20 protein-coding genes are annotated in these 23,040 nt (G+C 40.3%); all 20 read right to left on the bottom strand.

What is annotated here, in order from left to right:
* Positions 1 to 5: 5 nt before the first annotated feature.
* Complete coding sequence (uxaC, locus tag AC6CH1_RS02495) at positions 6 to 1,400, bottom strand: glucuronate isomerase (protein ID WP_498316231.1); 1,395 nt, start codon at positions 1,398 to 1,400, stop codon at positions 6 to 8.
* 12 nt (positions 1,401 to 1,412) lie between these two features.
* A complete protein-coding gene (locus AC6CH1_RS02490) occupies positions 1,413 to 2,693 on the bottom strand; it encodes a TRAP transporter large permease (protein WP_251689387.1) in 1,281 nt (426 codons plus the stop codon).
* The gene (locus tag AC6CH1_RS02485; RefSeq protein ID WP_413077753.1) at positions 2,693 to 3,208 is read right to left on the bottom strand and encodes a TRAP transporter small permease; all 516 of its coding nucleotides are present in this window, start codon (positions 3,206 to 3,208) and stop codon (positions 2,693 to 2,695) included. Before AC6CH1_RS02485 ends, AC6CH1_RS02490 begins: the two co-directional genes overlap by 1 nt.
* A 21-nt stretch (positions 3,209 to 3,229) precedes the next feature.
* On the bottom strand, positions 3,230 to 4,210 hold the full coding sequence (locus AC6CH1_RS02480; RefSeq protein WP_251689389.1) for a TRAP transporter substrate-binding protein: 981 nt from the start codon (positions 4,208 to 4,210) through the stop codon (positions 3,230 to 3,232).
* 190 nt (positions 4,211 to 4,400) lie between these two features.
* Complete coding sequence (locus AC6CH1_RS02475; RefSeq protein WP_427710980.1) at positions 4,401 to 5,387, bottom strand: LacI family DNA-binding transcriptional regulator; 987 nt, start codon at positions 5,385 to 5,387, stop codon at positions 4,401 to 4,403.
* 199 nt (positions 5,388 to 5,586) lie between these two features.
* Positions 5,587 to 6,858, bottom strand: a complete 1,272-nt coding sequence (gene ftsY / locus AC6CH1_RS02470; protein WP_498316230.1) for a signal recognition particle-docking protein FtsY — start codon at positions 6,856 to 6,858, stop codon at positions 5,587 to 5,589.
* Positions 6,855 to 10,436 carry a chromosome segregation protein SMC gene (gene smc / locus AC6CH1_RS02465; protein WP_427710984.1) on the bottom strand — a complete coding sequence of 1,194 codons (3,582 nt, stop codon included), beginning with the start codon at positions 10,434 to 10,436 and terminating at the stop codon, positions 6,855 to 6,857. The genes ftsY and smc overlap by 4 nt, the downstream gene beginning before the upstream one ends.
* Position 10,437: 1 nt before the next feature.
* Positions 10,438 to 11,199: a ribonuclease III gene (gene rnc, locus AC6CH1_RS02460; RefSeq protein WP_251689397.1), complete on the bottom strand. Its 762-nt coding sequence runs from the start codon at positions 11,197 to 11,199 to the stop codon at positions 10,438 to 10,440.
* A gap of 204 nt (positions 11,200 to 11,403) precedes the next feature.
* Positions 11,404 to 11,640, bottom strand: coding sequence for an acyl carrier protein (acpP, locus tag AC6CH1_RS02455; RefSeq protein WP_008403327.1), 237 nt, complete (start codon positions 11,638 to 11,640; stop codon positions 11,404 to 11,406).
* Between the two features lie 100 nt (positions 11,641 to 11,740).
* Positions 11,741 to 12,487, bottom strand: coding sequence for a 3-oxoacyl-[acyl-carrier-protein] reductase (fabG, locus tag AC6CH1_RS02450; RefSeq protein ID WP_427710987.1), 747 nt, complete (start codon positions 12,485 to 12,487; stop codon positions 11,741 to 11,743).
* Positions 12,478 to 13,431: an ACP S-malonyltransferase gene (gene fabD, locus AC6CH1_RS02445; RefSeq protein ID WP_498316229.1), complete on the bottom strand. Its 954-nt coding sequence runs from the start codon at positions 13,429 to 13,431 to the stop codon at positions 12,478 to 12,480. The genes fabG and fabD overlap by 10 nt, the downstream gene beginning before the upstream one ends.
* 25 nt (positions 13,432 to 13,456) lie before the next feature.
* A complete protein-coding gene (plsX, locus tag AC6CH1_RS02440) occupies positions 13,457 to 14,452 on the bottom strand; it encodes a phosphate acyltransferase PlsX (RefSeq protein WP_498316228.1) in 996 nt (331 codons plus the stop codon).
* Entirely contained in the window at positions 14,449 to 15,021 is a 573-nt protein-coding gene (fapR, locus tag AC6CH1_RS02435) for a transcription factor FapR (protein WP_079525130.1), read from the bottom strand. Before fapR ends, plsX begins: the two co-directional genes overlap by 4 nt.
* A 116-nt stretch (positions 15,022 to 15,137) precedes the next feature.
* The gene (locus tag AC6CH1_RS02430) at positions 15,138 to 15,557 is read right to left on the bottom strand and encodes a VOC family protein (RefSeq protein ID WP_251689405.1); all 420 of its coding nucleotides are present in this window, start codon (positions 15,555 to 15,557) and stop codon (positions 15,138 to 15,140) included.
* Between the two features lie 68 nt (positions 15,558 to 15,625).
* Positions 15,626 to 17,665: an ATP-dependent DNA helicase RecG gene (gene recG, locus AC6CH1_RS02425; RefSeq protein WP_427710994.1), complete on the bottom strand. Its 2,040-nt coding sequence runs from the start codon at positions 17,663 to 17,665 to the stop codon at positions 15,626 to 15,628.
* Between the two features lie 165 nt (positions 17,666 to 17,830).
* On the bottom strand, positions 17,831 to 18,751 hold the full coding sequence (gene sdaAA, locus AC6CH1_RS02420; protein WP_251689411.1) for an L-serine ammonia-lyase, iron-sulfur-dependent, subunit alpha: 921 nt from the start codon (positions 18,749 to 18,751) through the stop codon (positions 17,831 to 17,833).
* Between the two features lie 12 nt (positions 18,752 to 18,763).
* Complete coding sequence (gene sdaAB, locus AC6CH1_RS02415; RefSeq protein WP_079525121.1) at positions 18,764 to 19,426, bottom strand: L-serine ammonia-lyase, iron-sulfur-dependent subunit beta; 663 nt, start codon at positions 19,424 to 19,426, stop codon at positions 18,764 to 18,766.
* Positions 19,427 to 19,716: 290 nt separating this feature from the next.
* A complete protein-coding gene (locus tag AC6CH1_RS02410) occupies positions 19,717 to 21,363 on the bottom strand; it encodes a DAK2 domain-containing protein (protein ID WP_427710996.1) in 1,647 nt (548 codons plus the stop codon).
* An 18-nt stretch (positions 21,364 to 21,381) separates the two neighbouring features.
* Positions 21,382 to 21,744 carry an Asp23/Gls24 family envelope stress response protein gene (locus AC6CH1_RS02405; protein ID WP_008403339.1) on the bottom strand — a complete coding sequence of 121 codons (363 nt, stop codon included), beginning with the start codon at positions 21,742 to 21,744 and terminating at the stop codon, positions 21,382 to 21,384.
* Positions 21,745 to 21,984: 240 nt separating this feature from the next.
* Entirely contained in the window at positions 21,985 to 22,863 is an 879-nt protein-coding gene (locus AC6CH1_RS02400) for a diacylglycerol/lipid kinase family protein (protein ID WP_427710999.1), read from the bottom strand.
* Positions 22,864 to 23,040: the final 177 nt, after the last annotated feature.

Raw genomic sequence — 23,040 nt, 5'->3', positions numbered from 1 at the left:
CCCATTTAAAAGTTAAAGTAATTTTTTGCATTGTAATAGCAAATATCCTGTACTACCTTTCCAAGAAGCTCATAATCTTCAGGGAATTCTCCATTTTCAACCCATCCGCCAATAAGATCACATACTAAGCGTCTAAAATATTCGTGGCGCGTATAAGACAGGAAACTGCGTGAATCCGTCAGCATACCGATAAAGCGGCTGAATACCCCGATGCTCGCAAGTGCTTTCATCTGATCAAGCATTCCTTCTTTTTGATCATTAAACCACCAAGCTGTACCGAATTGAATTTTCCCCGGCACTTTTTCCTGGAAGCTTCCGATTATACTGGCAATAACGTAATAGTCTTTCGGATTTAATGAATAAATAATCGTTTTCGGTAATGCATCTTCAAGTGCAAGTGCATCCAGTAAACGTGTCAGCGGTACTGCGATTGGACCGTCATTAATGCTGTCATAGCCTGTATCCGGCCCTAATTCATTAAACTGACGTGTATTGTTGTTGCGGTGTGCGGAAATATGATATTGCATCGCCCAATTATATGAAGCGTATTGCTTTCCTAAAAAGATAAGCAATGCTGTTTTATATTTCGCTTCATCTTCCAGCGATACTTGTCCACCCGCAAGCCCCTTTTCAAAAATAGCACTCACTTCTTGTTCTGTCGCTTCCGCATAATAAATCGTATCCAATGCATGGTCTGATACTTTACCGCCGACTTCATCAAAAAATTGAATACGTTTTGCAAGAGCTTCTTTCAATTGTTCATAAGACTCAATTGTTTCACCGACTACTTCCGATAATGATCCAATCCAGTCCGCAAATGTCGGCTTATTGATTTCCAATGCTTTATCCGGTCTGAAACTTGGCAGTACTTTCACGTTAAACAGCTCATCTTTTTGAAGTGCGATATGATATTCAAGTGAATCAATCGGATCATCTGTTGTGCAGATTACTTCTACTTTTGAGTCTATAATTAACTGACGTGCTGTTTTTTGAGGTAGTTGTTCATTTACATTATCCCAAATAGCGCGTGCTGTTTTTTCATTTAATAGAGTTTCTTCATTAAAGAATCGGCGAAGCTCTAGATGTGTCCACTGATATAAAGGGTTTCCAATTGTATACGGAACGGTTTTTGCCCATGCTTCAAAACGCTCATAATCAGCCGCATCACCCGTTACTAGATGCTCCGGAACCCCATTTGCCCGCATCGCACGCCATTTATAATGGTCACCGTACAGCCAAGCCTCTGTTATATTTTTGAATTGCTTATCCTCATAAATTTCCTGAGGACTTAAATGACAGTGGTAATCAATAATCGGTAAATCTTTTGCATAATCGAAATACAACTTCTCAGCTACTTTATTATTCAATAAAAACGAATCACCTAAAAATGTTTTTGTCATATTCTAGTCCCCTTACTTTAATAGTAGTTCCGGAAGTTTTAACGTAATATCTGGAACAAACGTTATTAATAGTAGTATAACAATCATTGCGCCATAAAATGGAAGCATTCCCTTTGTTGCTTTTTCGATCGGTATTTTACCGATGGCACATCCGACAAACAGACACGTACCAACCGGCGGTGTTACAAGACCAATCGCTAAGTTCAGAATTAATACAACACCGAATTGAACCGGATCCATACCTGCTTCGATTGCTACCGGCAATAAAATTGGTGTCGCAATTAAAATTAACGGTGCCATGTCCATAAACATACCTAATACTAATAAAATGACATTAATAATTAATAATGTAACAAAATCGTTCGGTGAAACAGCCAATAACGTTTCTGTAACCATTGCAGGTACTTTTAAAAATGCAAGCAGCCAGCCGAATGCTGAAGAAGCTGCAATTAAAAACAGTACCATCGACAATGTTTTTACAGTACGTTTCAGAATGTTCCCCATCGCCGAAATCGGCACATCTTTATAAACGAAAAATGAAATAATAAACGCATATAATGCACCGATTGCCGCAGATTCTGTCGCTGTGAAAATACCGGATAAAATACCCCCGATAATAATAACCGCTGTAAACAATCCTAATAAACCTTCGCGTACAATTTTAGGTACCTCTTCACGCTTAATCGGTTCACCTTTTGGATAATTACGCTTTACTGCAATCGCATATGCAAAAATCATTAAAATTAAGCCTAATGCAATACCCGGAACGATTCCTCCCATAAACAATGCACCAACCGATACACCACCGGCAGCAGTAGAATAAATAATCATATTATGACTTGGTGGAATTAAAACGCCTTGTGCAGCACTTGAAATAGTGACCGCAACAGAATATTCCGCATCATACTTTTGCTTTTTCATCATTGGGATTAATACAGAACCAATTGATGATACGTCCGCTACAGCAGAACCCGAAATACCGCCAAAAAATGTTGAAGATAAAACGTTTACCATCGCCAAGCCCCCGCGCACTTTCCCGACAATAACGTTCGCCAAATTAATTAAACGGCGTGAAATACCGCCTTCATTCATAATTTCCCCGGCTAAAATGAAAAATGGAATCGCTATAAGCGAAAAACTGTTCAATCCGCTTACCATTCGCTGTACAATTGCCGCTAAATCAATCCCTAAATAAATCGTAGTGACAAAAGACGAAACCGCCAGACATAGTGCAACCGGTACACGTAAAAGTAATAACACTACAAATACTGCAAGTAATATTGCAATCCCCATTATTTAGCCGCCTCCATCGCTTCTTTGGCATCGTCATCAAAATCTTCATGAATCGCATCTTTAAAGAACATTTCAATCCCGTAAATGAATGTTAAAATACCACTGACAGGAATCGCACTGTATAAAATACTTTGCGGCAATCTTGTACCGGCCATTAATGAGCCATGCATTAAAAATGTAAAACGGAAGCCGTAATAGATAAAAATGATACTCATTGCAACTACCAATACTTTAGTGATGAGATCGATTTTCTTTTGAATGCTCTTTGGCATCAAACCTACAAATACCCCTACCCCAATATGTAAGTTGTCTCTAAATCCGATTGCAATTCCAATAAAGGCAATCCAAATTAATAAAAGCAATGCCAATTCTTCCGTCCATCTCGGTGTGAAGTCTAAAAAGTTACGTGTAAATATTTGATAGATGATGATCAGTGTCATCGCAATAACCATCGTTCCTAAAATATAATCTAGGCTGCGGTCTAAAATACTTTTTGCCTTTTTTATAGTAGCCACTCGATAGCCCTCCCCTTTATTTTACTTAACCAATGATTGAATCTTCTCTAAATTTTCTTTAAACTGTTGCCCGTATTTTGCGTAGATTGGTTCAACTGCTTCTTGCCAAGGTGTCACATCATCGATGACTGTAACTGTATTACCGGCATTTCGCGCTTCAAGTAAAGACTTTTCTTCCAGTGCTGCCCACGCTTCTCGTTGCACGACTTGTGATTCCAATGCTGCTTCCTTAAAGATTTCCTTATCTTCTTCGGATAACGTATCCCAGAAAGCTTTCGAAGCTGTCAAAACTTCCGGTACACCAGAATGTCCGTCCATCGTTATGTATTTAGCCACTTCAAAATGATTTGTCGTGTAATAACTTGGGAAGTTGTTTTCAGCACCATCAATTACCCCTGTTTGAATTGCCGAATATACCTCACCATAAGACATTGCTGTGGCAGAAGCTCCTAATGCCTCAACCATGTCAATATTTAAACTTGATTGCTGTACTCTTATTTTTAGTCCTTCTAAATCTTCCGGTGATTTTATTTCGCGAACCGCATTATAGAAGTGGCGGTTGCCTGAATCGTAAAAAGCCAACCCTTGTAAATTCGATTCGCTTAATCCATTTAATAATGTCTCGCCGATTTCACCATTCAATACTTCCCACTTATGCTCATCATCCGAAAATAAGTATGGTAACGATAAAACACCTAATGAGTCCGAAAATTCCATTAAAGGACTGCCATTAATCCGTGCCAGTTCAATCGCCCCTACCTGCATTAATTCAATGGCACTCTTTTCGTCACCAAGCTGACCTCCTGTGTAAACTTCCACTTTGTAACGTCCATCTGTTTTTTCTTCAATCAATCTCGCAAATTCATAATCGCCGACGGAAGTAGGATAATCATCTACCTGGTTCTCGGCTAAAATGATTGTTCGAGCTTCTTCAGAAGAATTACAAGCAGTTAAAAATATTGTTAATGCAAGTAATAGCATTAAAACCCCTTTTGTTTTCATCATTTCTCCCCCTTGTATGCGGTTACATTTAACTAAAACGTTTTAGTAAAACGTTTTATTAAAAAATAATAAATTATCTTCAATACATTTGCAAGGATAATTCTTAATTTTTAGAATATTATTCTTAAAAAATATTTTGTATAATATAAGAGGACCTGTTCTTAATACAGTTCCTCAATCGTTATGAATCCTATACTAAAATCGGATCAAACCGGTATGAGGATAATAATTCTTCTGTGTAGCCGCTTTTTTTGATTTGCAGGAACAAATGAACCGCTTGTTTCGCCATTTCTTCTGTTGGCTGTTCAATCGTTGTCAATTTTGTAGACATAAATTTAGCTAATGGCATTTCATCAATTACAGCAATACCGATCTTCCCCAAAAGATCTGGAGCATGTTCTTTTAAGTAATGTAAAATTGCGAGCAGCATACGGTCATTTCCGGCTATGATTCCATCCAGGTTGACTTCTGTAAGCAACCGATTGAATTTTTCCGGCAAGTTTTCCGTTGAAGTGGCGATTACTTGATGTTCTCCGTATGCTACCCCCCTCTTTTTCATCGCTTGGCGGAAACCTTCCAACCTTTCAAGACGAGGCGTAATATTTTGTTCAATCGAGCCTGCCACAATTGCTAAATTTTCATAGCCCTTATTCATCAGTTCCCCAACTGCGAGCTCGATTGCTTTTTCATTATTCAGTAGAACACTTGGTATTTTCACGTCGGCAATCATACGATCTAAAAAGACAACCGGTATATTACTGTTATACAAATAGTCGTACAAGTCTTTGTTATTGCCTGTAGGAAAAAGAATAAATCCTTCTACTTGCTTTGCGAGCAGCAAATCAATATGTTCACGCTCCAATTTCGGGTTATCATTTGCGTTGCACACAATGACCTGAAAGCCGTGCTGCTGAAAATGACGCTCTAAATGATGGACGATATGTGTAGTAAACGTGTACATAATATTAGCGACAATAATCCCAATTGTTTGTGTCCCTTTGTTTTTCAGGCTTCGTGCTAAAATATTTGGCCGGTAGTGCAGTTTTTCAACGGCTAACTGGATTTTTGCCCGTGTTTCAACACTCATATACTCGTAGCGCTGATTCATAAATTGTGAAACGGTACTGACCGAAACATTTGCTTCCTTAGCAACGTCGGCTATTGTTACTTTTTTCATTTTTATCTCCTTTTGTTAATAAATGTTTACTAAAACGTTTTGGTAAAGTTTATCATGTCAAAATATAATTTGAAAAGCAACCCCTCAATTCAGAATTAAAAGAAAAATCAGTCAATTGAATCATTTTTCCATTAAAAAAGCAATTCGTAAAAATTATACGAATTGCTTTTTTAATATAATTTTAAAGTGAAAGTAATCGTTACTCTTCTGCTTTTTCCAGTTCTTTTTCCAGTCCTTCGGCAAATAAACCATATACATAACGTTCTGCATCGAATGGTTGCAGATCATCCATTTTTTCACCAAGTCCTACAAATTTCACAGGGATGTGCAGTTTATTGCGAATAGCCAATACGATACCGCCTTTTGCCGTACCATCCAGTTTTGTTAAAACGATACCTGTTACATTTGTCGCCTCTTTGAACATTTGAGCCTGAACAAGCGCATTTTGGCCTGTTGTCGCATCCAATGCAAGAAGTACTTCATGTGGTGCATTCGGAATTTCACGCGAAATTACACGATGCACTTTTTCAAGTTCGTTCATTAAGTTGACTTTGTTTTGCAGACGGCCGGCTGTATCACAAATTAAAATATCGACACCGCGGTTTTTAGCTGCACGAATAGCATCATACATTACTGCTGCAGGGTCGGAACCTTCTGATTGTGCAATAACTTCTACACCGACACGTTCGCCCCATACTTGCAGCTGCTCAATGGCACCGGCACGGAATGTGTCTCCCGCTGCCAACATCACAGATTTTCCTTCAGATTTTAAACGGTGGGCCAATTTACCGATTGTCGTAGTCTTTCCGACACCATTAACACCAACAAATAAAATAACCGTTAAATCTCCGCTCTGCTGAATATTTAATTCTGTTAAATTTTCTTCACCAGATTCATAAATTTCAACAAGCTTTTCGGAAATGATCGCCTGAATTCCGTTTGTATCTTTAATGTTTTGACGCTGTACTTCAAAACGTAATTTATCCATTAATTCCATCACTGTTTCAAAGCCGACATCCGCTTGCAGCAGGACATCTTCCAGCTCTTCAAAGAAATCTTCATCCACTTTACGATAACGTGCAACTAAATCGTTTACTTTAGAAGTGAAAGAATTACGTGTTTTTTCCAATCCCGCTTTAAACTTCTGGGTAATCGACCACGCAGACTGCTTTTGAGGTTGCTCTTCAACATCTGTATCCGATTGATTAGAAATCTCTTCTTCAACAGGTTGCACTTCTTCAATTGGCGGCTGCTCAACTGTTTCTTCCTGCTCTTTTTCAACAGCTTGTTCAGTTCCAGGAATTTCTTCCTCTACCGCTTCGATTAGTTGATTTTCTTCTTGCTCTTGTTCGTCAAGCGGTAACAAATCTACCTGTTGATCTTGTTGTTCTTGTTGTTCTTGTTGTTCTTGTTGTTCTTGCTGTTCACTGCTACCTGCCAGTTTTTCTTTCAGTCGCTTAAAAAAACTCATTTTCCGCCACTCCCTTGCGCTACTAATTCAGCATGTTCTTCCAGTTTTACCGATACAAGTTTCGATACACCCGACTCTTGCATTGTAATACCATACAGAACATCTGCCCCTTCCATCGTGCCTTTACGGTGTGTAATGACGATGAATTGAGTATGCTCACTAAATTTACGTAAATATTCACTATAACGCACAACATTCGATTCATCCAATGCTGCTTCAACCTCATCCAATATACAGAATGGTACAGGTCGTGTATTTAAAATCGCAAACAATAAAGCAATAGCCGTTAATGCACGTTCTCCGCCAGAAAGCAGACTTAAGCTTTGCAGTTTTTTCCCTGGTGGTTGGGCAATAATTTCAATGCCCGTTTCTAACATATTATTAGGATCCAACAGCACCAGGTCCGCCGTACCGCCGCCAAACAGCTCTCTGAACGAAATGACGAATTGCTTACGGATCTGCTTAAATGTTTCACTGAAGCGTTCTGTCATTTCTTCATCCATCTCGCCGATTGCTTTGTGCAGCGTATCTTTTGCAGCAACTAAATCTTCTCGTTGTTCACTTAAAAATGTATAGCGTTCCTGAACACGTTCATATTCCTCAATCGAAGTTAAATTGACTGGACCAAGTTCTTCGATCGATTGCTTCAACAGCTTCACTTTCCGTCGAACATGTTCTTCGTCTTCAATGCTGATTGCTTCTTCCTGAGCAGATAAAACATCTAATTCATATTGCTCGAGCAATTGCTCTTGCAGACTATTCATTTCAAATTCAATTCGGCTGCATTTCAGCTCGAGTGCACGCAATGCATCAACATAGCTTTTATGTACTCGCTGTATTTCCTGCAGGTGAATTTCATTTTCCGTAACTTGCTCATGCAAAGTAGAACGCAGTGTACGGTTCTTTTGAATAATTTCTGTCAGTACGTCTTTTTTCTCCGTCCATTCGACAATTGTTTGGGCCAATTCTTCTGCGGATGGCCCATTTAAGCCATCTTCAGATTCTACCCAGTCGATTTCCCGGGAAATTTTTTCGACATTTGCCTGTGCTTTAGACAAATTCAGTTCAATTCCTGCAATCGAAGCTTGTACTTGTGTTAATTGCTCTTGGGCAACTGCAAGCTCAGATCGTTGTTGGGCTAACTGTTCACGCAACACATCTTTTTGCGTTTCACTTTGTGCCTTAGCGAGTGTCAGTTCATCAACCGTTTGCTGGATTTCCTGTAATTCTTTACTTAATTCAGTCAATCGTGATTGTGCAGCTGACTGCTGTTCGTTTAATGACTCTTTACGTGTCGATAATGAAGTTTGCTCCGACTGTGTAATTGTTACTGTTGTCTGTAAGTTCTTCACAATCATATCGAGTTCCATAAGCTTCGAACGATGAATTTGCTCTTGCTCACGCATTGATTCACCTTGCAGCTTCATCTCTTCCAATGAGTGTCGTAATGTTGCAATCTGTTCTTTCTTCGTCGCTACCGTTTGCTCGGCAGAATGGATTGTTGATTCCATTTCTCCCAATGTCGATACGAGTTTGTCGAGTTCCGCTTTACGCGAGAACAATGAACTTTGCTGCTTTAAGGCACCACCAGTTAAAGAACCACCAGCATTCACGATGTCCCCTTCAAGGGTAACAACACGGTACTTAAATCCGCATAAACGGGCAATTTGGCTCGCACCTTCCAAAGAAGATGCTACTAATACATTACCTAAAAGGTTTTCAATAATTGTCGTATTTTCCTGTGCATAATTTACTAGTTCATATGCCATTGCAACATATGCTGGATGTGATTGAATATCACTTAATTGCTGTGCATGAATTTTCCGTGAACGCATTACTGTTTTCGGTAAAAATGTTGCACGGCCTGCACGTTTTTGCTTCAACCAGCCAATTGCTTTTTGGGCATGTTGTTCATTTTCAGTCACAATATGCTGTGAAGCTGCACCTAATGCAGTTTCAATAGCCTGCGAGTATTTCGCCTCGACTTGAATCAGCTCGGCTACCGCACCTTCGATTCCTTGCAGTTCTTTACGATCTCGGGCTAAAAGGACTTCCTTAACACCATGGAAGAAGCCTGAAAAATCAGCCTCAAGTTCAGCCAATGTCTCTTTACGCGCTTTTAATTGCTGATGATGCTGATAAGCCTTATACAATAATGCTTGCTTTTCATCTAAATCGGCAGTCGCTGATTTTAACTGAAGCTGCATGACATCAAAATGATTAAGTTGTTCTTTCACAGACAGTTCCGCCTGTTCAAGTGCACGTTCTGTCACTTCTTTTGCAATGAGTGCTTCAGTCAGTTCTTTTTGAATTTCAGATGAACGACCCGTCATTCGCTCAACAGTTGCCTGTTCCTGCGAAAGTTGTTGATCGATATGCTTTAATTCATTTTTAACGGTCGCTTCTTCGTTAAGCAAGTTAATGTACGTATTTTTTGCATCTTCAATTTCTTGTTCGATTTCCGAAGCAGAGCGTGTTAAAGCTTGCTCGACCTGCTTTAGCGTCGAACGAATTTCGGTAACGATTTTTTGCTTTTCTGTAAACTGACCGCGTTTTTCCCGTTCAGCTTCTTGCAAATCTTTTACCGTATTGGCTGCTTCCGTTAAGCTTTCACGTAATTGTTGAATTTGTTTTTCTGCATTTGAACGCTTTTCGTTAAATAACGCTTTACGGCCTTCCCATCGCTCTACTTCCGCGCTCGCCTCGACAAGCTGTTCTTGAGAACTGTCCAGCACTTCGTCAATCGCTTTTAACTCCGTACGCATTTTGCGCAATTGTTGTTCAACTGTCGCAATTTCAGTTGCATGTTCTTTTTCGGTTGCTGTTAATTTCCGCTGTTCTTCAGTATAGCCTTGCAATACTTTCCCGTTTGCACGGATATCATGAACCATTAATGCTATATCAAAATCTTTCAGTTCTTCGGTCATTCGCACATAATCTTTCGCGCTGGACGCCTGAATTTTCAATGGCTCCAGACGCTGGTCGATTTCATGCAAAATATCGAGAACCCGATTTAGATTTTCATCTGTTTCTACAAGCTTATGCTCCGCTTTCTTCTTGCGCTGCTTATATTTTAAAACACCTGCAGCCTCTTCGAAAATACTGCGGCGGTCATCTGGACGGCTGTTTAAAATTTCATCAACTCGCCCTTGCGAAATAATGGAAAAGGCTTCTTTCCCAAGCCCCGAATCCATAAACAAGTCTGTAATATCCTTCAGACGACATTGCTGGTTATTCAGTAAATATTCACTTTCGCCTGAACGATAAACACGTCTCGTCACACTTACCTCTGTATAAGGTATTGCTACTAGTTCATCTGAATTATCTAAAACGAGTGTAACTTCAGCAAAGTTCAGTGCTCTTCTTGATTCACTTCCTGCAAAAATAACGTCTTCCATTTTGGCTCCACGCAGACTTTTGGCAGACTGCTCTCCTAATACCCACCGGATTGCATCTGTTACATTACTTTTCCCACTACCATTTGGTCCTACAACTGCTGTAACACCAGGTACAAAATCAATCCCGATACGTTCGGCAAATGATTTAAAGCCTACTACTTCGAGTCTTTTAAGGAACATGTTATTCCTCCTCTTGCTTTGACTGCTTAAGCATCAGCATGGCACTTTGTGCTGCTTGCTGCTCAGCCTCTTTCTTTGATTTTCCACGGCCAATACCTAACTCCTGGCTGTTTAACAATACACGTGAAACGAATGTTCGATTATGTGCTGGACCTTTTTCATCAACAATTTCATAATGTAAAAGGCCGTTATTTGTTTGTTGAATAATTTCTTGTAATTGACTTTTAAAATCCATCACATGCGAAAAAGCACCGACTTCAACTTTAGGGAATACGACACGTTCTAAAAATGCGACAACTACTTCTAGACCTTGATCTAAATAAAGGGCTCCGACAAATGATTCAAATACGTCAGCAAGTAATGCCGGACGTTCGCGACCACCTGTTAATTCTTCACCTTTACCTAATAAAACGAATTGTCCGAAGTTTAGTTCATTCGCAAAAACAACTAGTGATGGCTCACAAACGATTGATGCACGTAATTTCGTAAGTTCCCCTTCGCTCATATTCGGAAATTTTTCAAATAAATATTTTGATACAGATAACTCTAATACAGCGTCCCCTAAAAATTCTAATCGCTCGTTGTCCGTAAATAATTTGCGGCGATGCTCATTCACATAAGATGAATGGGTAAATGCTTGATATAATAAATCTTTATTCTGGAAATGAATGTTCATTTCGTTTTCTAAAACTTGGAATTGCTCTTTTACTTTTTCAGGGAGCACACCGGGTTTCTGGTTGTTCCCTTTTTTTCTATAGGTCATGTACTTTCTGCCTTCCTTCTAGTTTCTATCGTTTAGTTTACCTTGTTCTATAGCATTGTGCAAAGGGTATCAGTCAAATTCCTATCAAATTTCGTTTTATTTGTTCAGTCAACTAGAAACTGCTATTTAACGCAATTTTCAGACGCGAAAAAGGCTGTACAAAAGTCGTTGTGACTTCGTACAGCCCTGTGTTTTATAAATGAATTAGCTAATTTTGCTTTCGATGTATGAAATTGCATTACCAACTGTTGCAATTTTTTCTGCATCTTCATCAGAAATTTCCATATCGAACTCATCTTCAAGTTCCATTACTAACTCAACAACATCTAATGAATCTGCACCTAAATCCTCACGGAATGATGCTTCTAATTTCACTTCGCTTTCGTCAACGCCTAAACGGTCAACGACTACTTTTGAAACACGCTCAAATACTGTAGACAAATCAGTCACCTCCCCTCAATGAATCTAACCTGTTGATTTCCGTTCCTGGTATACTTGACCCCCAGCTATCATCAACTTAATTGCTTATATTTCAATAATATTAAGCCATTACCATGCCGCCGTCTATTTGGAGCGTTTGGCCTGTAATGTAGTTGGAACTGTCTGATGCGAAAAATACGACAGCTTTTGCGATATCTTCCGGTTGGCCTAGTTTTGCCAATGGAATCTGTTTAAGCATACCTTCTTTTAAATCTTCCGGTAAGCCTTCTGTCATTTCCGTTGTAATAAAGCCTGGTGCAATGGCATTGACTAAAATATTACGTGATGCAAGTTCCTGTGCAGTTGTTTTCGTCAGACCGATCACACCCGCTTTTGCCGCTACGTAGTTTGCCTGTCCGGCATTTCCGGCAACCCCAACGATTGAAGAAATATTAATAATTCGTCCTGCACGCTGTTTCATCATTTGACGCGTAACAGCTTTTGTACAAAGGAAAACACCTTTTAAATTCGTATTGATGACATCATCCCATTCGTCATCTTTCATACGCATTAATAGGTTATCGCGCGTGATGCCCGCATTGTTCACTAAAATATCAATTGAACCGTACGTATCAAGCGCTGATTTCATCAAATTCTGTACAGAATCTGAATCTGCCACATTTGCCTGTACGGCAATTGCTTCGCCGCCATTTGCTTTAATTTCTTCTACAACTTCCTGTGCCTTTTGCTCGCTCCCGCTATAATTGACAACGACTTTTGCACCTTCACTTGCCAATTGTAATGCGATCGCGCGACCAATGCCACGAGATGCCCCTGTTACGACAGCACATTTCCCTGTTAAACCCATTGTTTCCACTCCTTTGATGCCTCAACAACTTGTGTCAAACTCGTCTCATCATATACACAGTATGTTTGTACATTGCGGTCGATTTTTTTCACTAAGCCTGATAATACTTTTCCAGGTCCGCATTCAATAAAGACCGTTACCCCTTCAGCAATAAGCTTTTCAATGTTTTGCTGCCACTGTACAGAGCTTGTTACTTGGGCAACCATTTCTTCTTTAATTGCTTCAACCGTTGTTAAAAGCTCTGAAGTCACATTGCTCACTACCGGAATTTTTGGTTCCTGTAATGGTAAATTTGCTACTGTATCTCTTAAATTATGTGCCGCTTTCTGCATTAATGAACTATGGAAGGGACCGCTTACGACTAAAGGTAAAGCTCGTTTTGCTCCTGCTTCCTTCGCTCTTTTACATGCTTCGTCAACACCTTGTTTCGTCCCTGAAATCACAATCTGGCCCGGACAGTTAAAGTTCGCTACTTGAACGACTTCTCCTTCAGCGGATACTTGTTGGCAAATGGCGTCTAGTTTTTCTCCGTCTAACGCCAATATAGCTGCCATTGCTCCTTGACCTGCAGGTACTGCCTCGTCCATAAATAAACCCCTTCTATGAACCGTTTGAACTGCATCCTCAAAATCAATTACTCCTGAAATGACAAATGCACTGTATTCTCCTAATGAATGTCCCGCAGTATATTGCGGCGCAATACCAGCTTCAATCAGCTTATTTGCGATCATCACCCCTGATGTCAATAAAGCTGGCTGAGCATGATATGTCAGTGTTAATGTTTCTTGTGGACCTTTTAACATATAGTCCGACAATGGAAGGTTCAACACTTCGTTTGCTCGTTCATAATACTGTTTGCTTACTTCATCATTCGCAACAAACTCCGCACCCATCCCTACAGTTTGTGAACCTTGTCCTGGAAAAATAAAAGCAATTTTTGTCATTTGATAATCCCCTTTGTGAAAAAGCTTATTCTGGTTTTGGCAATTGATCAATTTTTTTGGCAATTGTTTCGCATACTTTATGCTCTACCATAATTGTCGCTTGGCGAATTGCACTGTAAATCGCACGTGCATTCGACGAACCATGCGCTTTAATAACAGGTGCCTTCAGACCAAATAAAGCCGCTCCGCCATATTCTGTATAATCCATTTTATCTTTTAACTGTTTTAAATCATTTTTTACTAATGCTGCAGCAATTTTCGTTTTTGTCGTGGCAAATAATGCATCCTTCAACATTTTGAAAACCGTACCTGCTGTACCTTCAATTGTTTTCAGCACCATATTGCCTGTAAACCCATCCGTTACGACAACATCAGCGACCCCATTCAGTAATTCGCGTGCTTCTACATTGCCTTCAAAGTTAAAATCCGCTTCTTTCAGTAAAGTGAATGCCGCTTTCGTTAATTCATTACCTTTTTTATCTTCAGTTCCGATATTTAATAAACCAATACGAGGTGCCTTTTGACCGCGTACCTGCTTCACATAGATATCACCCATAATTGCGTACTGTAATAAGTTTTCAGGTTTTGCATCTGCATTTGCCCCTAAATCAAGCATAAGGAAGCCATCACCATTCATCGTCGGTAATGTCGTTGCCAATGCAGGACGCGCTACCCCATCAATACGCCCTACTTTGAAAAGTCCGCCTGCCATTAAAGCACCAGTATTTCCTGCAGATAAACAAGCGTCCGCCTTTCCTTCAGCAACCGCATCCAGCATACGAGCCATTGAAGAATCCTTTTTGCGGCGTACTGCGCGTGCCGGGTCATCCTCTGCCTCTACAACTTCACTACAATGAACAACCGTTAGGCGATCGTGATTTTTTAAATACGGTGCCATTTTTTGTTCATCGCCATATAAATCAATTGTTAATTTCGGAAAATCTTCAAGGGCCATGAAGACACCTTCCACGATTGCCTGTGGTGCGTTATCTCCACCCATACCATCTACTGCTATTTTCATGTTGTTTCTTCACCTTTCATCCGATACATTTCAAACTCTCCCTTGAAAACTATTTCATTATCAACAGAAGAAGTCACTTCGATAAATGTACGGTTTTTATCAGGGTTTTTCCCTTTTACAACTGCCTTCGTTACGACGCGGTTTCCTGCTCGAACCGGTTTCACGAAAGCTACATTTGATTTTACAGTAAGGGCAAGCTCATCATCAATTACTGCTACCGCCAAAGAATTAGCCTGTGCAAATAAATGGTGACCGCGCGCTATGCCGTTGCGCTGAAATACATGCTCTTCTCCAACATCAAATATTGAAATTGCCCGATTATCCAGCTCTATATCAATAATTTCACCGATGACTTCATCAAGTGGCAATGATTTTACTTCATCATATTTTTTAGCAGCAACATCTTTAATACGTTCACGCAATTCCGGAATAGCGAGTTCCATGCGATCCAATCGAATTGTTTGAACGCTCACATTAAATTCAGCTGCTAATTGTTCATCTGTCACGAAAGGATTGTCTGCGATCTGTTCAGTCAATAACGACTGTCGCTCTTTTTTGGAACGCTTCATCGTATTTGTTACCTACCTTTAATTTTCTAAAAGATTAGTATTAGCACTTGGTACTAATATCAATATACATGTATAAAAAAAAGAACGCAACAACTTTTTGTCGCGTTCCTAAAATCTTATGCTTCAAGGCTTAGCTGCCACAGCACACCAAACTTATCTGTTACTTGCCCATAGCACTTGCTCCAAAAGGTCTCCTGTAACTCCATTACGACCTTTCCGCCTTCTCTTAAACCATCGAAAATATATCGGATTTCCTGCTCGTCTTTTGACGTATAGGCAATGCTGATATTGTCCCCTACCGTCACTTGCGGAGAGCCCGGATACGTATCGGAAAACATCATTTGACCTTCCTGCAGTTCAATTTGAGCATTCATTACCAAATCTTTTGCTTCCGGTGGAATAGGGCGCTCAGGATTTGGCGGTAATTCTCCAAAAGTTGAAATCGTTACACTTTTGGCATTAAACAGTTCTGCATATAACACCACTGCCTCTTTTGCTTGTCCATTTAACACGAAATACGGATACAGGTTTCCCATCTTATAACCTCTTTTCAGCATTTTTAAGTAGCCTAAATAGTTTTCCACCAATTACAGGTTCTAATCGTTTAATCAATTCGTTCTCCTTGCAGAACGCCAGAAGCCGTTAAATCTTCTCGTAAAAATTCATATTCCGGATCTTGCCAAAATGCTTCATCATAGAGCATTTTCTCGGCATCCTGTCTTGCCGTTTCAAGTGCCCGGTAATCATGGACAAGGTCGGCCAATTTAAATTCCGGCAATCCGCTTTGTCGTTTCCCGAAGAAATCGCCTGATCCGCGCAGCTCCAAATCTTTTTCGGCCAGGCGGAAACCGTCATTCGTCTCGGTCATACTCATCATACGTTCTTTTCCTTCATCTGTTTTCGGATCGGCAATCAGTACACAATAGGATTGATGTTCTCCACGGCCGACACGACCGCGCAGCTGGTGAAGCTGTGCTAAACCAAAACGCTCGGCATCATAAATTGTCATGAATGTTGCGTTTGGAACGTTTACCCCAACTTCGACAACAGTTGTCGATACAAGCACATGAATTTCCCCATCACTAAATGCTCGCATGACCGCATCTTTTTCGTCAGAATGCAGTCGGCCATGCATCAGGCCGATTTCAAAACGGGTGCCGAAATACGCCTTCAATTGTTCGTAGGCTTCCACTGCATTTTGCACATCCAGTTTATCGGACTCTTCGATTAACGGAGCAATGACATACGCTTGGCGGCCTGCTTCAAGTTCTTGCGTCATGCGCATCAATACACTGTTCAGCTGTTCTTTCTTCAGCCAATGTGTTTCAATCTCTTTCCGTCCTGCAGGCAATTCATCAATAATCGAGACATCCATTTCACCAAAAGCTGTAATGGCTAATGTACGCGGAATAGGTGTTGCGGTCATGAATAGCACATCCGGATTTTCACCTTTTTCACGCAGTACTCGACGTTGTTCTACACCAAAACGATGCTGTTCATCTGTAATGACAAATCCCAGCTTCTTGAATTCAACATCCGGCTGAATGAGTGCATGTGTCCCAATGAGAATATCGATTTCTCCTGCTGCCAGCTGCGCCAATAATTCACGGCGCGCCTTTGTTTTTGTGGAGCCCGATAATAAAGCTATCCTGACGCCGATCGGATCAAACCACATATGCAAGTTTTCCGCATGCTGTTCTGCTAAAATTTCAGTCGGTGCCATTAAAGCCCCCTGATACCCAGCCGTTACAGCTGCATATAGGCCGATTGCCGCCACGACCGTCTTCCCTGAACCAACATCCCCTTGAAGTAGGCGGTTCATACGTTGCGGCAGCAATAAATCTTTGCAAATTTCATTGACAACCCGCTTTTGTGCACCTGTTAACTCATACGGCAGAGTCGAAATAAATTCCTTTAATTTTTCCAGATCAAAGCGAACGGAAATCCCTTTTTCATTTTCCTTATTCGCTTTTCTCAATGCTTGAATACGCAGCTGGAACTGCAGTAATTCTTCGTATACGAAGCGGCGTCGCGCCTGTTTTGCATGGTCTGCACTTTGCGGAAAGTGTACCCCTTCAAGCGCATCTTGAATGTTAACTAACTGATAGCTCTCTCGCAGATAATTCGGCAATGTTTCAGGCAGTTGTTCCATTACGGTATCCAACGCCTGGCGCATATATTTACGGAAGCGCTTTTGCTGAATATTCCCTTTCAAACTATAAACAGGCTCAAAATCAACTTGTTCTGTCTTCGGCCCGAATGTCACGGACGATCCGACAATAACTTGACGTCCGCGATCCCATTTTCCGGTAACCGTAATTATGCCGCCAGTTGAAATTTTTTGCCGCAAATAATTTTGATTGAAAAACACAACTTTAATTAAATGTCTTCCTGCAAGAGCTGTAAATTGTAATCGGGATTTATTTTTCCCTAAAAATAATACGGTCGGTTCACTTTCGACACGTGCTTCAATCGTCACACGCTCATTATGCGGTGTTTCAGTTAGATCTTTTAATCGAAAATCTTCATGGCGGTATGGAAATGTCCAAATCAAGTCATGGATTGTCTCGATGCCAATTTTCATTAAATTTTCGGCTGTTTCTTTTCCGATTCCCTTTAATTGTGAAACTGGCTCATGAATCATTGTCGACACTTCCTTTACGAATTTTTTATAATTTAACAATATCATAAAATGGGTGCATATGTTCCCTCACAAACTAAAAAAAGAACACAAAAATTTGTGTTCTTTTTTAGTTATTTAGTACTTTAAGATTTCTATATTCAATTTCATCAGTTTCTGAACTGATAGTTAGTTACTGCCTACACGTGATTTTAGTAGGCTTTTCAGGTCTCCGCCTTCAAAGATTGCATGGGTAATGGCTTTGCCTGTTGGTGTTGCAGCTAAACCGCCCCGCGCCGTTTCTTTCAAGTTCGGGCTCATCGCCTGACCGATTCGGTACATTGCGCCGATAACCTCATCACATGGAATGCGGCTTGTCACTCCTGCTAATGCCATATCCGCTGCGACTAATGAGTTGGATGCACCCATTGCATTACGTTTCACACAAGGTACTTCCACCAAGCCTGCAACCGGATCACAAACTAATCCGAGCATATTTTTCAGCGTGATTGCAAATGCTTCCGAACTTTGCTGCGCTGTTCCGCCAGCCATTTCTACAATCGCTGCTGCTGCCATTGCCGATGCACTGCCGACTTCCGCCTGACAGCCGCCTTCCGCACCTGAAATTGATGCATTGTTCGCAACGATAAATCCAAACGCTCCCGATGTGAATAAATAGCGAATCATTTGTTCACGTGTCGGATTTAATTTATTCTGAACTGCAAATAATGTCCCCGGAACTACTCCCGCTGAACCTGCAGTTGGAGTCGCACAAATTGTACCCATTGCCGCGTTCACTTCATTTGTTGCAACAGCTTTGCTGACAGCATCAAGTAAAAGGTCTCCGGCTAATGTATTACCTTTTTTAATATAATTTTGAATGAGTACAGCATCGCCACCAGTTAAACCTGTTACGGATTGTACACCTTTTAGGCCGCGCTCTACTGCTTCTTCCATAATCGTTAAGTTGCGGTCCATCTGTGTAAAGATTTCTTCACGCGAGCGACCTGTAATTAACATTTCCTGCTCGATCATCAATTCAGAAATAAGCTTTCCTTCTCTTTCGGCTAACTCCACTAACTCACGAACACTGCGGAATAAAACATCCATATTTGTCACTCCTTAGTTATTAATTTTCGATACTTTCGTAATATGTGGAATGTATGAAATTTGCTCTAATAGACGCTGATCAATGTTTTGATCGACTTCTATTACCATTAAAGCGGTTAAACCACGTTCAATACGCGATACTTCCATATGTCCAATATTAACATCATGCATGGCTAGACAGTTCGCCACGTTTGCAATACAGCCTGCACGGTCATCATGCACAACTAAAATTGCCGGCATCCCGCCTGTCAGACGCAGCTTAAATCCATTCACTTCACTAATTTCAATTTTACCTCCGCCGATCGAAATGCCTTCAACGCTCATTTCTGATTCGTCATCACCCATTAAAATCCGCGCAGTATTTGGATGCTCTTTATTAGCTGTTTCCGGAATAAACTCAAACTGTAGACCTGCCTTTTCTGCTTCCGCAAAAGAAGTTTTAATCCGTTCATCATCCGTATCATAATCTAGTAATCCACCGACAATCGCCACATCTGTACCATGGCCGCGGTATGTTTCGGCAAAAGAACCGTATAAATAAATTTTCGCCCATTTCGGCTGACGTCCAAACAAGTCGCGTGCAACACGTCCAATTCGTGCTGCCCCTGCTGTATGTGAAGAGGACGGACCAATCATAACAGGTCCAATAATATCAAAAACCGATGTAAATTTCATAAAGTTATCCCCCCATATTCTTTCATACTTTCATTTACTCCTAGTGTACTCATTTTCTCTGCAATTAACAAACTTCTTGTTGTAAAAACAGAATAATAACCAAATTGAGGATTATCCTCCATAAGTTTACGCTGGCATGTAAGCAGTAAGGAAATATGCTAGAATTATTCCCCCTTAACTAATCCAATATAGGAAACACTACCGATACCGATTAAAAACCCATGCCACTCTGCTTAAACATAATGAAAGCAGTGCATACATGAGTGTACACACTGCTTTCACTATTGATTTTATTCTACAGATAAAATGAACGGATACAGGGATTGCTTACCTTCAACTATTTCCACTTCAGCATCCGGATAATTTTCTTCGATAAAGTTTTGTAATTCATCGGCTTGTTCTGCTGTCGCATCTTCACCATAAATGATTGTGATGATTTCTGAATCTTCATCCATTAATCCTTCAAGCACTTTTTTCGCTGCGTCCATCATTTCAGGAGTGGATAAAATAATTTTACCTTCAGCTAATGCCATATAATCATCTTTGCGAATTTCAACACCGTCGATCGATGTATCACGTACTGCAAAAGTTACTTGACCTGTCTTCACATGTGCAAAGCCTTGTGTCATGTTTGCCTTATTCGTTTCAACCGACTCAGCAGGATTGAATGCTAAAATAGCTGCCATTCCTTGAGGGATCGTTTTTGTCGGCACAACCGCTGCTTCAATATCCAGAAGTTCAGCTGCTTGCTCTGCCGCCATAATGATATTTTTGTTGTTCGGTAAAATTAGTACACGCTCTGCCCCAATTTCTTTTACAGCTTTTACGATATCTTCTGTAGAAGGGTTCATCGTCTGTCCGCCTTCAATTACATAAGAAGCACCGATCGAGCGTAGAAGATTGGATACACCTTCACCCATTGCAATCGTTACAATCGCATATGGCACTTTGGTTTTTTGCTGTTTCGCAGGTGCTTGTGGAGCATCGTTGACAATCGCAGAATGCTGTTCACGCATATTGTCTACTTTAATTTTAATTAAGCTACCATATTTTTGACCCGCTGCAAGTACGGCACCTGGAGTTTCCGAGTGTATATGTACTTTTGCAATTTCATCGTCCGAGATTACCAGTAGTGAATCGCCCATCGGATTCAATTCTTGGCGGAACTGCTCTTCATCAAATGGTGATTTATCTTCCTCTAAACGCACCATGATTTCTGTACAGTATCCAAATTCAATGTCAGATGTGTCCATGAAGTCTTGTACACGGTGATGTTCTGCATTAATTAAATCGTCCAGTGAAGATTCATTTTTTTCCGGTAGTGGCTCGCCTTTCATAGAAGCAAGGAAACCTTCATAAACGAACAGCAATCCTTGGCCGCCGCTATCAACAACGCCCACTTCTTTTAATACAGGTAAAAGATCCGGCGTACGGTTTAATGATTGTTTTGCTTCCTCGATGAATGCTTCCATCAGGACAATCATATCTTCTTCTGTTTCAGCAACTTCCACACCTTTTGCTGCTGCTTCACGAGCGACCGTTAGGATTGTCCCTTCCACTGGTTTCATAACGGCTTTATAGGCAGTATCTACACCAGCCTGAAATGCATTCGCTAAGCTTTTCGCATCGATTTCAGCTTCTTTTTCAATCGCTTTACCGAACCCGCGGAATAACTGCGATAAAATTACGCCCGAATTTCCGCGTGCGCCCATTAGTAAGCCTTTTGATAAAGCCTGAGCTGTTTTACCGATATGTGCACTTACATTGGCTTCTGTTTCATCTGCACCAGATGTCATTGATAAATTCATATTTGTCCCTGTATCACCATCCGGCACAGGGAATACATTTAGCGAATCTACATAAGCTGCATTTTGGTATAGGTGATGTGCACCCATTTGTACCATTTCAGCAAATTTAATTCCGTCTAAAGACTTCATTCGATTCATTTCCTCCTCTTACACATTCGCAACACGAACGCCTTGAACAAAAATATTAACTGATTTAACGCTCATACCTAATGTTTTATTTACTGTATATTTTACTTTGGATTGTACTTGATAAGCGATTTCAGAAATTTTCGTACCATAGCTTACAATAATGTACATATCAATATGTAAGTCATCACCTTCTTGGCGAATGAGCACACCTTTTGCAAAATTCTCTTTTCGTAAAATATCTGTTAAACCATCACGAATTTGATGTTTTGATGCCATGCCTACAATGCCATAGCATTCAATCGCTGCTCCACCAGCAATTTGAGCAATAACATCATTGGATATATCAATATGACCGAATTCGTTATTTAATTCTACTGACATAGTGAATGCCCCCTTGGCTCTATTTGACTAATTTATATTGTACTACACAAAAGTTGATTATAAAAGAAAACGTTCATCTACGTCTAGCCTGAAGTCGTTTTTTAAACTTTCTATTTATTAGGCTTCTCTATATTTTTAAACGGAACAACATCATACTATAATAATTTTTTAGCACAATCTAATTAGAGTATTCGACAATTTCCGGTTGTTATACAAAGAACCATTTATGAAGCGTATCACTTAGCTATATTTCGAAAAAAATTCGATATGATTATGCAAAATGGAGATTTTCGCCGGTAGTTGGCTGATTAAATCACCGTCAACATTCAGCGGAAGCGCTTCATTCGCGCTAATATACATTTCATGCGCATTCAATTTAATAATATTGTCGTCGTCCTCATAATTGCCTGTCAGCAGGTTTTTAGCTGTGCCTACCACTTGTAGTGTGTTCGTACTTTTAATAATAAATCCGTGCAAAAGTCCGTCTGATTTGTCGGCATCTTCATTCAGGTGGCGGAAGCTTCCGACTGAATCGGTCAATACACAGATGAAGAGCATCATATTTTCTTTATATGTTTGTCCATCTGCCTTAACTTCCATTTCGTAAGAGTCATTTTGAATAGCCGCTTTCACACCTTCAAATAAATAAGCGAGCGAACCAAGTGACGTTTTTTGTTCCACCGTTACATCGCCGACTGCTTCTGCCAACAATCCAATCGCAATGACATTCGTGAAGTAATGATCATTCACTTTTCCGATATCAGCTTTTGTTGTTTTTCCGCCAAGTAACGCTATCGCTTCATCCGGATCAAGCGAGATGTCCAATGCACGGGCAAAATCGTTGACTGTACCCAATGGGACGATTCCTACAACAGGGCGGTGAGGCTGCTCTGCAATGCCATTGATTCCTTCATTTAATGTACCGTCTCCGCCGACTAAAATAACCGCATCATATTTTTCTTCGCACGCCATTTTAGCGAAGCGGGTTGCATCCTTTTCCCCTGCTGTTTCATTCACAACAACTTCATAATTATGTAATTGTCCAATAATTTTCTTTTCGTACTCACTTGCATTTTCTTTTCCTGAAGAAGGATTGATGATAACCATACATTTTTTCATAACTGATTCCCCCAAGTAATTAGTTTATATAGTACGTTACCTTTTCCAGAAAGTTTTTAATCTTGATTAAGCAAAATGGGGTGTAAAGGTTTTTTTCTTGAAAGGTTATGCAAAATGTCTTGCACTCATTGACTCTGTATGTTAAATTATTATGGTATGTGAAATAACGAACTGAAA

The organism is Solibacillus sp. GQ1, assembly GCF_059758555.1.
The sequence above is the reverse complement of the archived record's forward strand: the minus strand, read 5'-3'. Positions and strand labels throughout refer to the sequence as shown.

Coding starts and splice junctions, on each gene's coding strand:
- uxaC (WP_498316231.1), bottom strand. CDS start 1,400: ATGACAAAAACATTTTTAGGTGATTCGTTTTTATTGAATAATAAAGTA.
- AC6CH1_RS02490 (WP_251689387.1), bottom strand. CDS start 2,693: ATGGGGATTGCAATATTACTTGCAGTATTTGTAGTGTTATTACTTTTA.
- AC6CH1_RS02480 (WP_251689389.1), bottom strand. CDS start 4,210: ATGAAAACAAAAGGGGTTTTAATGCTATTACTTGCATTAACAATATTT.
- AC6CH1_RS02475 (WP_427710980.1), bottom strand. CDS start 5,387: ATGAAAAAAGTAACAATAGCCGACGTTGCTAAGGAAGCAAATGTTTCG.
- ftsY (WP_498316230.1), bottom strand. CDS start 6,858: ATGAGTTTTTTTAAGCGACTGAAAGAAAAACTGGCAGGTAGCAGTGAA.
- smc (WP_427710984.1), bottom strand. CDS start 10,436: ATGTTCCTTAAAAGACTCGAAGTAGTAGGCTTTAAATCATTTGCCGAA.
- rnc (WP_251689397.1), bottom strand. CDS start 11,199: ATGACCTATAGAAAAAAAGGGAACAACCAGAAACCCGGTGTGCTCCCT.
- fabG (WP_427710987.1), bottom strand. CDS start 12,487: ATGGGTTTAACAGGGAAATGTGCTGTCGTAACAGGGGCATCTCGTGGC.
- fabD (WP_498316229.1), bottom strand. CDS start 13,431: ATGACAAAAATTGCTTTTATTTTTCCAGGACAAGGTTCACAAACTGTA.
- plsX (WP_498316228.1), bottom strand. CDS start 14,452: ATGAAAATAGCAGTAGATGGTATGGGTGGAGATAACGCACCACAGGCA.
- fapR (WP_079525130.1), bottom strand. CDS start 15,021: ATGAAGCGTTCCAAAAAAGAGCGACAGTCGTTATTGACTGAACAGATC.
- AC6CH1_RS02430 (WP_251689405.1), bottom strand. CDS start 15,557: ATGGGAAACCTGTATCCGTATTTCGTGTTAAATGGACAAGCAAAAGAG.
- recG (WP_427710994.1), bottom strand. CDS start 17,665: ATGATTCATGAGCCAGTTTCACAATTAAAGGGAATCGGAAAAGAAACA.
- sdaAA (WP_251689411.1), bottom strand. CDS start 18,751: ATGGATGTTTTATTCCGCAGTGTTCGTGAGTTAGTGGAGTTAGCCGAA.
- sdaAB (WP_079525121.1), bottom strand. CDS start 19,426: ATGAAATTTACATCGGTTTTTGATATTATTGGACCTGTTATGATTGGT.
- AC6CH1_RS02410 (WP_427710996.1), bottom strand. CDS start 21,363: ATGAAGTCTTTAGACGGAATTAAATTTGCTGAAATGGTACAAATGGGT.
- AC6CH1_RS02405 (WP_008403339.1), bottom strand. CDS start 21,744: ATGTCAGTAGAATTAAATAACGAATTCGGTCATATTGATATATCCAAT.
- AC6CH1_RS02400 (WP_427710999.1), bottom strand. CDS start 22,863: ATGAAAAAATGTATGGTTATCATCAATCCTTCTTCAGGAAAAGAAAAT.